This window comes from Arthrobacter sp. Hb9-2 (genome assembly GCF_059091165.1).
Genome location: NZ_JBNHGJ010000058.1, coordinates 1 through 9,551, shown reverse-complemented (window position 1 = coordinate 9,551; position 9,551 = coordinate 1). Strand labels below are relative to the sequence as shown.

Here is a 9,551-nt window from a genome sequence, read left to right as displayed (position 1 = left end):
TCAGGGTGGACAGATCCCGGGTCACATCACCCAGCAACTCACCCAACGACGCGTTGTCCGCCTTCACATGCGCCTCACTCGGCGGCGGCTCCGGAATGGAACTACTCATCAGAGCCCGCCTGACTGCCCGCCGGCACGCCGGTCCCGAGCGAGGGGATCATCATCCAGCGGATCAGCGGCCAGCCGGGGATCACCCAAAGGGTCCTCAGCTGTCCGGTTTCCGGACCAGGGCTCCTCTTCCACCAGCTGCGGACTGTCGAGAGGGCTGGCGGGACGTGCTGCGTCGGGGTAGCCGGTACCCGGGGCGCCGCCGTCGTAACCAGCTGTGGTGGTGGCCGGGCCGGGGAGCTGGACCGGGGGAGGCGGGACTGTTCCGCCGGCAGGGGTGTAACCCTCGGTGTACTGGTCGCCGTAGGGGCTGGAGTACTGGCCGGAAAGTCCTGCAGTGCCGGCATTGCCGGACGGGGTTGCAGTTTCGGTAGTGCCTGCGGTGAGGCCGCGGGTCAGGCGGCCTGCGAGGACGCCGGCGCCGGCGGCCAGCAGGAGGAAGGTGCCGGGCTTGTTGCGGGCGAACCTCTGGACTTCGCCCAGCAAGTCGCCCGGCTGCTTGTTCTCAAGCCAGGAAGCCACCGACTCGCTGCGCTGCGCAGCCTGCCGGATCAGGTCGCTGGCCATGCCCTGCTGGTCCGGGGCGTCCGCCATGCTCTGCAGCTGGCTGGAAATGGTGCGGATGCCTTCGGCCGCCTTCTGCTGCTGGGTGCCGGCCTGGCTGGAAAGCCCTGATTTTGCCTGGGACAGCAGGTCCTGCGCGCTGGACTTCGCCTCGGAAGCAACGTGGGCGGCTTCTTCCTTCGCCGTCTGGGCCACATTCTGGGCGGAGCCCTTCGCGGTCCGGGCTACGTCAGCTGCTTCTTCCTTTGCTGCGTCCTTGCGGGACGACCCCGAGGCGTCACCGATTGGTGCCTCACCATATTGGGGCGTGGCGGCGGACGGGAAAGTGCTCGCGCTTCGCTCGCCCGGAATTCCTGTAGAGGCCGGCGGAGCCGTGTAGGCGGGATCCTCGGGCCATTGGTTCTCTGTCATCTTCGCTCTCTCTTTCCAAGAAGGCCGGTTGTTGATCAAGAACCAGCGATACTGGCCCTAAAATAATAAGCATGATTACTAATAAAAGGTAAGTACGCTTGCTAAGCGAGTTATTAACGGTTCCAAAAAGTCAGCCGGAATGGCCTCCGCCAGCCCGGTCACATCGAAGTGGAAGTGGTGGGTAATTTGGAAATGGCTCCGTGGATTTGGGTGGTAATTGCCGTAGTTGTGGTGGTGCTGATCGTGCTGCTGCTGCTCGCAACAGGACGCCGGCGAAAGGCGATTCAGCAAAAGCGGGACGATGCGCACCGCGAGAAGGCCGCGGAAATCCGCCGTGAGGCCGAGAACAGGGAACTTGACGCCCGGGAACGGGAGGCTAAGGCGGCACGCGCCAAGGCGGACGCAGAACAGGCGCAGGTTGAAGCAGCGCGACTGAGCCAGCATGCGGATCAGCAGGCCGCCGAGGCCAGGGCGATCCGCGAAGACGTGGGTGAACGGACGCGGAAAGCGGACGAGCTCGACCCCGACATCAAGGGGGACCGCGACGCCAACCGGGGCACCACCAATCGCCCCAATGCGGCCCGCGATGCTGCTGACACTGCCCGCGGGGCGGGAGGAGCCCGTGACGGCGCCCGCGAGGACCGCCGCAACGATGGCGCCAACCCTGGCCAGGGCGGCTCGCACTTGGATCGCGACAATCCGCGCTCAGGCATCTAGGCCGTTACGCGGGGCGGCGCTGAGTCGAGGGGCGGGGACTGCACCTAGCTCTTAGGCGCAGTGCCGTGCCTCGGTTTTAGGGTGGGGGAGGGAGTGACTCCTTCCCCCCTTCCTATGCCGTCCAGCACATCAAGAACTGCCTCTACTGATGAAGTCTTCGCTTCCCAGCCCAGGATCCGGCGCGCCCGGCCGGTGTCCATGACCGGTACCCCCGCCGCCATCTCAACCCAGCCCGAGTCGGTCGGTATCAGCCGGAGCCGCCAGGCGAGGCCCACGGCCTTGTGAAGCAGGCCCATGGGTATGGGAAGGATTCTTTGAGCCCGCACAATGCGGGCAAGTTCCTGGGGTGTGAGTACCGGTTCCGCTGCAATATTAAAGGGCCCGGAAGCCCGCTGGTCGATGACCCGCCAGTAGGCTTCAGCCACGTCGTCCGCGTGGACTGCCTGGAAAATCAGGTTGTCCGGAGCGGGCAGCAGCGGAAGCCAGGGCCTTCGTGGCAGGAGCCGGGGAATGAGCGGTCCGAGGAAATACCTGCCGATCTCGCTCCCGGCGTCCCGCTGGAAAATAAGCCCGGGCCGGAGCCTTGCGACGGCGATACCCGGCTCGGCTGCCGCGAACTCGTCCAGGAGTTTTTCCTGCGCTGCCTTGTGCCGGCTGTAATGCGAGCCGGCCATGCCCTGTGCAGGCCAGGACTCATCCGAGCGCCGGTCCTTGGGTGCCTTGCTGTAGGCACCGATCGATGACGCGCAGACGACCTGTTTGACGCCGGCCGTCCGCGCGGCTTCCAGGACATTCGCTGTTCCCGTGACGTTGGTCCGGTACAACTGGTCCAGGTCCCGGTTCGGTTGAATCTGCCAGGCCAGGTGGACCACGGAGTCCACCCCCGCCAGCGCCGATTCCAGCTTTGGGCGGTCGCTTTCCAGCCCCACATCCAGCGTGCGCCACTCCACGCCCCGATAGGGCGGCTGTGACGTGTCCGGCAGGCGCCTGCTGATCCCGGTCAATTGCAGACTTTCCGGCTTCCTGGACAGCTTGGCCTGCAGGTTCCGAAGCAGTGCTGTTCCTGCGTTTCCACTGGCTCCGATAACGGCGATGCGCATGACAAAAGCTCCTTGGCAGGGGGGTATGCAGTTCGTCTTACATGCCGAGCCTAATGCCGCGAAGGATTGTTTTATAAGCAACCTTATGATTTCCTATGGCTAAGTCTTGCCGCAGGCTTCGGAACCAGACCGAGGGAACCAACGACAATGCCCGAATCTTTTGCCGCGCTTGCCGTGGACGCTACGCCTGTCCAGGAGCCGTGCCTGGAACCACCGAATGACAACCGCCCAGCCGCCAAGGCCGGGCGGTTGCGGGAGACCTTCGAAAATGACCTGGTCCTGAGTTATCTGGACCTTGCCGAGGCCCTCGCCGGCCGCTTCGAAGCCCGGGGACGGGAACGGGCAGATCTGAACCAGGTGGCCTATCTTGGCCTGGTTAAGGCCGCCCGCGGCTTCGACCAGACCAAGGGTGAGAGCTTCCCCGCATACGCTGCGCCAACCATCGCAGGGGAGTTGAAGCGATACCTGCGTGACCGCACATGGGTGGTCCGGCCGCCCCGGAACATCCAAGACCTTCGCACCAGGATGTTCCGGGTGGAGCCGGAGCTGGTGCAGTCCCTGGGCAGGAATCCCAGCGTGGCCGAGCTGGCCGCGGAGCTGGGGGCGGATGCTGCCGAGGTGCAGGAAGCCATCTCGGCGTCCAGCAGCATGCATCCGGACTCCCTGGACGCGGCGAACGTCCACAGCGACGCTCCCTCGATCGGTGACTTACTGGCTTGCCCCGAGACGCCCCTGGAGCGGCTTGAGGACCTTGCCTGCCTGCGGGAGGCCATGCAGGACCTGGACGCCGCAGACAGGGAACTCCTTTACCGCCGCTACTTCTGCGAGGAGACCCAGGTTCAGTTGGGGAAGCGGCTGGGGATGTCGCAGATGCAGGTTTCGCGCCGGCTGGCCCGCGTCCTCGTTGAACTCCAGCGCAGGCTTTTGAGCAGTACCCAGGGAGACGGCGGCCGTGAGGAGCAGGAGCTTCCCACTGGGTCCACCGCTTCTGTAGGCCCCGTCCGCCGTGCCGCCGGCACCGGAGTGTCCAGCAAGAATTCTGCCCGCCGGAGCGGCCCGCGGGCCAGGGGCAGGTAGCCCTGCAAGGCCATCCATGGGCCCCAGGAGAAGGCTCCGAACGGGCCAGGAGCAGCATCAGCAGCGGTATCTTGCCTGTTCAAACCGCTGACACCGCACGAGCGGAAAGACGAGAAAAGCAGCAGCCCCTGTTTAGGAGCAGCAGCAGTGGGGAACAGGGAGGATATGGGAAGCTCCGTATCCTCCAAGCTCCGCGCTGTCCTGTTCGACCGGGACGGGACCCTGGTGGTCGACGTGCCCTACAACGGCGACCCCAGCCTGGTCACACCAATGCCGGGTGCCAAGGCGGTCCTGGATGCACTTCGTGCCGATGGGCTAGCAACCGGAGTAATCAGCAATCAGTCGGGAATCGCACGCGGCCTGATTACCGCCGCCAACGTGGCGGACGTTAACGCCCGGGTGGAAGAGCTCCTGGGCCCCTTTGACGTGTGGGAGGTGTGTCCGCACTCCGAACAGGACGGCTGTGACTGCCGCAAGCCTGCGCCGGGGATGGTGCAGAGCGCCTGCCGCAAGCTGGGCATCCAGGAATCGGAGGCGGCGCTGATCGGCGACATTGGTGCTGACGTCCTTGCCGCCGAAGCCGCCGGAGCAACCGGTGTCCTGGTACCAACGCCGGTGACCCGGGCCGAGGAAGTGGCCGAAGCCCGGCTCGTGGCCCGGAACCTGGCCGAGGCCGTCTCGCTGCTATCGGAGCGGCCCTGATGGGCCGCGTCCTGGTGGCACGCCTGGACAGCATGGGCGATGTTCTCCTGGCAGGACCCGCCGTGCGGGCCGTGGCGAACGGACGGTTCCCGGACGGCAGCCGGCCAAACCACGTGGTGATGCTCTGCGGCAGGCAAGGCGAGGCGGCGGCGGGTATGTTGCCGGGCGCCGCGGAGGTCTACAGCTGGGACAGCCCATGGATCATGAATCCTGCGCCCAAGATGACCGGCCCACACGCTGACAGGCTGATCGAGTACGTTCGGAATTCCAGGATCACCGAAGCGGTCATCCTCACCTCCTTCCACCAGTCACCCCTGCCGCTCGCCCTGCTTCTCCGGCTGGCCGGTGTTGAACGAATCACCGGTGCCTCCACCGATTACGCCGGCTCGTTGCTGGATGTCCGGCTCAAGCCGGGCGAAGACTTCCCTGAGGACCAGCCCGAGGCGGAACGCGCGCTGGGCATCGCGGAAGCGGGAGGATTCCGGCTCCCGGCAGGCGACGACGGAAAACTCCGCCTCACGTCCGTCCCCAACGTCCGCGGACTGGTGGGTGAGGAACCCTACGTGGTGGTCCACCCCGGTGCCGCCGTCCCCGCCAGGGCATGGCCGCCGCTGCACCACGCGGCCGCCGTCGAACTTCTTCAGGGCGCGGGCCACCGCGTCGTGGTGACCGGCGGTCCCGGCGAGACTTCGCTGACTGCCACCGTCGCCGGGCCATCCGCACTCGACCTTGGCGGGCAGACGGACCTCCACACCTTGGCGGGAGTCATGGCGGGGGCCGACGCCGTCGTCACCGGCAACACCGGTCCCGCCCACCTCGCGGCAGCAGTGGGCACGCCCGTCGCGTGCCTCTTTTCGCCGGTAGTGCCGGCCATCCGGTGGGCGCCGTACGGAGTATCACTTGAGCTGCTCGGCGACCAGAACGCCGCCTGCCGGATGACACGGGCCCGTGTCTGCCCCGTCCCTGGCCACCCCTGCCTTGACTCCGTTTCACCCGAGGAAGTGGTGGCGGCCGTAGAACGCCTGATCGGCGGAGTCAGCTCCTTCAGCACCCACGTCAGTACCCGTAGAAAGGCCCGCAACAGATGAGAATCCTGCTCTGGCATGTCCACGGTTCCTGGACGGACGCGTTTGTCCGCGGCCGTCATGAGTACCTCCTTCCCGTCCTGCCGGAAGGTGGTGCCTGGGGCCTTGGCCGTGCCGGCAGGGACTGGCCGGCGTCCGTGCGGGAGGTGGACCTCGCGGCGCTGGACGCCGACGCCGTTGACGCCGTCGTTCTTCAACGACCCGAGGAAATTGACGAAGTTGCCCGTCTGCTGGGCCGGCGGCCCGGCGTTGACCTGCCCGCTGTGTACCTTGAGCACAACACCCCTAAGGGCGATTTCCCCTTCACACGGCATCCCCTCGCGGACCAGCACAGCATCCCCCTGGTGCATGTCACCCATTTCAATAGGCTGGCCTGGGACAACGGGTCAGCCCGCAGCCTGGTGATCGAACACGGAATCCCGGACCCGGGGCAGCTTTATACAGGGGAGCTGCCGGAGCTGGGCGTGGTGGTGAACGAGCCCATCCGCAGGGGACGTGTCACCGGGACCGACCTGCTGCCCGCCTTCGCCTCCGTAGCGCCGCTGCAGGTCTTCGGCATGAAGACCGACGGCCTGGCTGCCGCCGCCGGCATTGACCCGTCCCGGCTGACGGCCCGCGGCGACCTCCAGACCCGGGAACTGCACCGGGAACTGGCCCGCTGCCGCGTCTATGTGCATCCCATGCGCTGGACCTCCCTGGGCTTGTCCCTGCTCGAAGCCATGCACCTGGGGATGCCGGTGGTCGCCCTGGCGACCACTGAAGCGCCGCGGGCGGTGCCGCCGGAGGCCGGCGCCGTTTCCGCCGATATCGATGAGCTGCTCCGCTGTGCGCGGCGGCTGGTCAACAATCCGGATGAAGCCCGACGGCGGGGCGTTGCCGCCCGTGAGGCGGCACTGGAACGCTACGGCCTGGGCAGGTTCCAGGACCGCTGGGATGAGCTCCTGGCGGACCTGGGCGGCCGGCTCCGGCACTCCGACAACGAACGCCTGGACAGGAAGATCCTTGTTCCGGCGGGAGAGAGGAAGACCCCATGAAAATCTCCATGATTTCCGAGCACGCCAGTCCGCTGGCGGCATTGGGCGGGGTGGACGCCGGCGGGCAGAACGTGCACGTTGCTGCGCTGTCCGAAGCCCTTGCCAAGCGTGGTCACCACGTCACCGTCTACACGCGCAGGGATGCAACGGAGCTCCCGGCCAGGGTCCGCGTGGGGCGCCGCCTGGAGGTGGTCCACGTGGACGCCGGCCCGGCGCGCCATGTTCCCAAGGACGAACTGCTTCCTTACATGGGCGAACTTGCCGACGGCGTGGCCCGGGACTGGGGCCACCGGCCGCCCGATGTGGTCCACGGGCACTTCTGGATGTCCGGCGTCGCCGCCCTGGACGCCGCCAGGCGGCCGGACCAGGGCTACCGGGTGCCCGTCATCCAGACCTTCCACGCATTGGGCACCGTCAAGCGGCGGCACCAGGGCGCAGAGGACACCAGCCCCCTGGAGCGGCGGTGGCTGGAGCCCGGCGTCGGACGCTCCGCGGACCGGATCGTCGCCACCTGCTCCGATGAGGTCTTCGAGCTCAAGGCGATGGGAATCAACACGGGGAAGATCTCCATCGCCCCCTGCGGCGTGGACCTCGGCTTCTTTTCCGTTGAGGGTCCCGTTGCCGCCAGGAAGCGCACCCACCGCATCCTCTCCGTAGGCCGCCTGGTGCCGCGCAAAGGCGTGGACCTGGTGATCCGGGCGCTCCCCTACCTTCGCGAGGCGGGTTTTGAGGACGTCGAACTCCTGATTGTGGGGGGCGGCGGAGACTCCGGCGCGCTCCATGCCGACCCCGAAGTGCGGCGCCTCATGGACCTGGCAGCGGAATTGGGCGTCTCGGACCAGGTGAGCCTGCAGGGCCAGGTGTCCCGCGGCGAGATGCCCGGGATCTTCCGCAGCGCCGACGCCGTGGTGTGCGCACCCTGGTACGAACCGTTCGGCATCGTCCCGCTGGAGGCCATGGCCTGCGGTGTCCCCGTTGTTGCTGCGGCAGTGGGTGGCCTGCGGGACACTGTGGTGGACCAGGGGACAGGCCTGCACGTGCCGCCGCGGGATCCAGAAGCCATCGCATCGGCGCTCGCCCTGCTGCTTGAAGACCCCACCCTGCGGGCGGAGCTTGGCAGCGCGGGGAAGAAGCGTGCCCGCACCCGGTATTCCTGGGACCGGGTAGCGGCCGAAACCGAAAAGGCTTATCAGCTGGCGGTGGCCGGTGCTGCCGCCGGTATTGTCCCGATGGAAGGAGCGGCACTGTGACTCCGGAATCATCCCTGCGTGAGGCTGACCTGCAAACTTTGGCAACGCCTGCCGCCTTGCCCGCGGTGCTGCCAGGTGCCACCTTTGTGGACCCGGCCAGTGCAGATGCTGTCCGTATCCACCTGGACAACGTGGTACCGGCGCTCGAATCGCTGCGGAGCCAGTCCGGCCGGCTTGCGGCCTGGGGTGTGGAGCTGGCCCAGCGCCTGCTCCGCGGCCAGCGGCTGCTTGCCGCCGGCAACGGCGGTTCAGCAGCGGAGGCCCAGCACCTCACCGCGGAGCTGGTGGGCAGGTTCGACGGCGAGCGGGTTCCGTTTTCCGCCATTTCCCTGCACGCGGAATCATCAGCGGTGACCGCCATTGCCAACGATTACGGCTACGACGACGTCTTCGCCCGCCAGGTGCGGGCGCATGGCCGGTCCGGGGACGTACTGATACTGCTGTCTACCAGCGGCAAGAGCCCCAACCTGCTGCGGGCCGCCGAGGTGGCGGCCCGCCTGAACGTGACCACCTGGGCACTCACGGGAGCCGGACCCAACCCGTTGGCCGACGCCTGCGACGAGGCCGTCATGATTGACGCCCTCAACGCCAACGCCCAGGAGGGCCATCTGATCGCCCTCCACGCAATCTGCCGCGCCTTCGACCTGGAAGTAGCACGGCACAGCTCAACGGATATTGTGGGCCTGCAGAACCTCACCCTGCAGAAGGGGGGTGGCAGGGCATGAGGATCGTCGTCGTTGGTGATGTGATGCTGGACGTGGACCTGTCCGGCGAGGCCACGCGGCTGAGCCCGGACGCACCCGTACCGGTGGTGGACGTTTCCGGCGTCAAGCGCCGTGCCGGAGGAGCAGGGCTGGTGGCCCGGATGCTTGCCGGGGACAACTGGCCCGTCACGCTGGTGACGGTCCTGGGCGATGACGACGCCGGCCGGCAGCTTGAGGCCCACCTCGCCGGAGTGCGGCTCGTGGCAGGTCCAAGCGGCCATGCCTCGCCCGTCAAGACCCGCGTCCGGGCCGGATCGCATCCGGTGGTCCGGTTCGACCAGGGCTGCGAGAAGGCTCCCGTCCCCGATGTCAGCCCCTCCATGCTCCGCGAGGTGGAGAAGGCGGGCGTGATCATCGTGGCCGATTACGGCCGGGGGCTGGCGGCCAACCCGCAGCTCCGCGAGCTCCTGGCCAGGCTCGCAGGGCACGTGCCCATCGTGTGGGACCCGCATCCTGCCGGGCCGGACCCGGTGCCGGGAGTCGCCGTCGTCACGCCCAACCTGTCCGAGGCCCGGAAGGCCGTGCAGTTGCGCGGCCGGAAAGAAAACCGCGCCCCGCAGGATGGCGCGTCACGGGACGGCGGGGACACTGCTGCAGGGGATCCGGCCGCAGAGGCCGGCGCGGTCCTGCTGGAGGAATGGGGCAGCCGCGCTGTCTTGGTCACCAAGGGTGAGCAGGGCGCCGTCCTGTGCCGGCGTGACCGGAGCCCGCAGCCTGTTCCCGCGCCCCGGGTGGAAGC

At 67.5% G+C, this 9,551-nt stretch carries 10 protein-coding genes and 1 pseudogene; 8 read left to right on the top strand and 3 right to left on the bottom strand.

The annotated features are described in order from the left end of the window. Positions 1-109, bottom strand: a pseudogene (locus AC5RV1_RS20535) (phage holin family protein); the annotation flags it as partial. Then, a complete protein-coding gene (locus tag AC5RV1_RS20530; protein WP_493946149.1) occupies positions 109-1,083 on the bottom strand; it encodes a hypothetical protein in 975 nt (324 codons plus the stop codon). The pseudogene AC5RV1_RS20535 and the gene AC5RV1_RS20530, both read right to left, overlap by 1 nt. Positions 1,084-1,275: 192 nt before the next feature. On the opposite strand from AC5RV1_RS20530, the gene AC5RV1_RS20525 reads away from it, so the two are divergent. After that, positions 1,276-1,800 (top strand): hypothetical protein, encoded by a 525-nt coding sequence (locus tag AC5RV1_RS20525; protein WP_493946150.1) that lies wholly within the window; start codon positions 1,276-1,278, stop codon positions 1,798-1,800. 44 nt (positions 1,801-1,844) lie between these two features. Here the strand turns inward: AC5RV1_RS20525 and AC5RV1_RS20520 are convergent, their stop codons facing one another. Further along, positions 1,845-2,900, bottom strand: coding sequence for an NAD-dependent epimerase/dehydratase family protein (locus tag AC5RV1_RS20520; RefSeq protein ID WP_493946151.1), 1,056 nt, complete (start codon positions 2,898-2,900; stop codon positions 1,845-1,847). A gap of 147 nt (positions 2,901-3,047) precedes the next feature. On the opposite strand from AC5RV1_RS20520, the gene AC5RV1_RS20515 reads away from it, so the two are divergent. The 7 genes from AC5RV1_RS20515 to AC5RV1_RS20485 all read left to right on the top strand — a co-directional run. Further along, a complete protein-coding gene (locus AC5RV1_RS20515) occupies positions 3,048-3,977 on the top strand; it encodes a sigma-70 family RNA polymerase sigma factor (RefSeq protein WP_493946152.1) in 930 nt (309 codons plus the stop codon). Between the two features lie 165 nt (positions 3,978-4,142). After that, positions 4,143-4,679, top strand: coding sequence for a D-glycero-alpha-D-manno-heptose-1,7-bisphosphate 7-phosphatase (locus AC5RV1_RS20510; protein WP_493995831.1), 537 nt, complete (start codon positions 4,143-4,145; stop codon positions 4,677-4,679). Continuing rightward, complete coding sequence (locus AC5RV1_RS20505) at positions 4,679-5,767, top strand: glycosyltransferase family 9 protein (protein ID WP_493946153.1); 1,089 nt, start codon at positions 4,679-4,681, stop codon at positions 5,765-5,767. Before AC5RV1_RS20510 ends, AC5RV1_RS20505 begins: the two co-directional genes overlap by 1 nt. Continuing rightward, positions 5,764-6,798: a glycosyltransferase gene (locus AC5RV1_RS20500; RefSeq protein ID WP_493946154.1), complete on the top strand. Its 1,035-nt coding sequence runs from the start codon at positions 5,764-5,766 to the stop codon at positions 6,796-6,798. Before AC5RV1_RS20505 ends, AC5RV1_RS20500 begins: the two co-directional genes overlap by 4 nt. Further along, positions 6,795-8,048, top strand: a complete 1,254-nt coding sequence (locus tag AC5RV1_RS20495; protein ID WP_493946155.1) for a glycosyltransferase — start codon at positions 6,795-6,797, stop codon at positions 8,046-8,048. The genes AC5RV1_RS20500 and AC5RV1_RS20495 overlap by 4 nt, the downstream gene beginning before the upstream one ends. Beyond that, a complete protein-coding gene (locus AC5RV1_RS20490; RefSeq protein WP_493946156.1) occupies positions 8,045-8,773 on the top strand; it encodes a D-sedoheptulose-7-phosphate isomerase in 729 nt (242 codons plus the stop codon). Before AC5RV1_RS20495 ends, AC5RV1_RS20490 begins: the two co-directional genes overlap by 4 nt. Further along, a partial coding sequence (locus AC5RV1_RS20485) for a bifunctional heptose 7-phosphate kinase/heptose 1-phosphate adenyltransferase (protein ID WP_493995830.1) occupies positions 8,770-9,551 on the top strand: 782 nt, incomplete at its 3' end. The genes AC5RV1_RS20490 and AC5RV1_RS20485, both read left to right, overlap by 4 nt.

Excerpts from the sequence above, each read along its gene's own strand:
- AC5RV1_RS20530 (WP_493946149.1), bottom strand. The coding sequence starts at position 1,083 with ATGACAGAGAACCAATGGCCCGAGGATCCCGCCTACACGGCTCCGCCG.
- AC5RV1_RS20525 (WP_493946150.1), top strand. The coding sequence starts at position 1,276 with ATGGCTCCGTGGATTTGGGTGGTAATTGCCGTAGTTGTGGTGGTGCTG.
- AC5RV1_RS20520 (WP_493946151.1), bottom strand. The coding sequence starts at position 2,900 with ATGCGCATCGCCGTTATCGGAGCCAGTGGAAACGCAGGAACAGCACTG.
- AC5RV1_RS20515 (WP_493946152.1), top strand. The coding sequence starts at position 3,048 with ATGCCCGAATCTTTTGCCGCGCTTGCCGTGGACGCTACGCCTGTCCAG.
- AC5RV1_RS20510 (WP_493995831.1), top strand. The coding sequence starts at position 4,143 with ATGGGAAGCTCCGTATCCTCCAAGCTCCGCGCTGTCCTGTTCGACCGG.
- AC5RV1_RS20505 (WP_493946153.1), top strand. The coding sequence starts at position 4,679 with ATGGGCCGCGTCCTGGTGGCACGCCTGGACAGCATGGGCGATGTTCTC.
- AC5RV1_RS20500 (WP_493946154.1), top strand. The coding sequence starts at position 5,764 with ATGAGAATCCTGCTCTGGCATGTCCACGGTTCCTGGACGGACGCGTTT.
- AC5RV1_RS20495 (WP_493946155.1), top strand. The coding sequence starts at position 6,795 with ATGAAAATCTCCATGATTTCCGAGCACGCCAGTCCGCTGGCGGCATTG.